Annotated in this window: 2 protein-coding genes; both read right to left on the bottom strand. The window is 49.7% G+C overall.

All coding sequences use genetic code 11. The annotated features are described in order from the left end of the window. The coding region (locus FC47_RS10205; protein WP_056968824.1) for a site-specific integrase at nt 1-584 on the bottom strand (584 nt) is incomplete at its 3' end. Between the two features lie 4 nt (nt 585-588). Continuing rightward, on the bottom strand, nt 589-825 hold a 237-nt coding region (locus tag FC47_RS10200), incomplete at its 5' end, for an MmcQ/YjbR family DNA-binding protein (protein ID WP_191978680.1).

Raw genomic sequence — 825 nt, 5'->3', positions numbered from 1 at the left:
TCAATCTTATCCAGCATATGCTCACGGCTGACCTGATCAAGCCCGAGGTAAGCCAAGGTCATGGCCTCGCTGGAATGGTTCAATAGCTTCATGACCAGACCGATGTTGTAGTTGGACTGGACGTACACGCGATATGCTCCAGTCTTACGCATTGTGTGTGTGCCCAGGTAGTTGATATCTAACAGCTCTCCGACTTTGGCCATCACGTTGTAGAATTGGCGCTCGTCAATGTGTTTCTGAGGCCGCGTGGTAGAAGGAAACAGCCACTCTGTTGTACCCTCATAGCCGTTGCGCTTAAGCCACTGCTGATACATCACCAGGTCCATCATTACCGGCTTGAGGTATAGCGTGTTTTGCTTGCCGGTCTTCTTATCTTTGATGAACGCGTGCTGCTTAATGGCGCCATAGTCATCGAAAACGTCCGCCTGCTTGAGCCGCAGCACGTCGCTGACCCGCAGCAGCGTTGCCTTGCCGACTTGAAAGATGGTGTAGTTGCGCCGGCCAGACTTGAAGTTGTTCAACAGCGTATCCTGCACCTGCTTGAGAACCTCATCATCCTTAATTGGCAGTACGATCTGTCGCATTTAATCACCCTTGCTTTCCCGTCAAACGGAAGCTTTCATCAATCAGTCTCATTACGTCATCGTCGCCCAGCTGATCGTCAAGTACGACTGAAACCCAGTACTTATGGTTCATATGGTAGGCCGGAAAAACGGATTGACCATCAACTGGCAGCGTGTTGCTTTTCAGATTGATGATATCAACGTTTTGTTCATCACCATCTTTAGTAACGAGTCCCCGCCGGCCATTCATGATTAAACCAAA

It is taken from the genome of Limosilactobacillus mucosae DSM 13345 (assembly GCF_001436025.1).
Classification (GTDB): Bacteria; Bacillota; Bacilli; order Lactobacillales; family Lactobacillaceae; genus Limosilactobacillus; species Limosilactobacillus mucosae.
The sequence above is the reverse complement of the archived record's forward strand: the minus strand, read 5'-3'. Positions and strand labels throughout refer to the sequence as shown.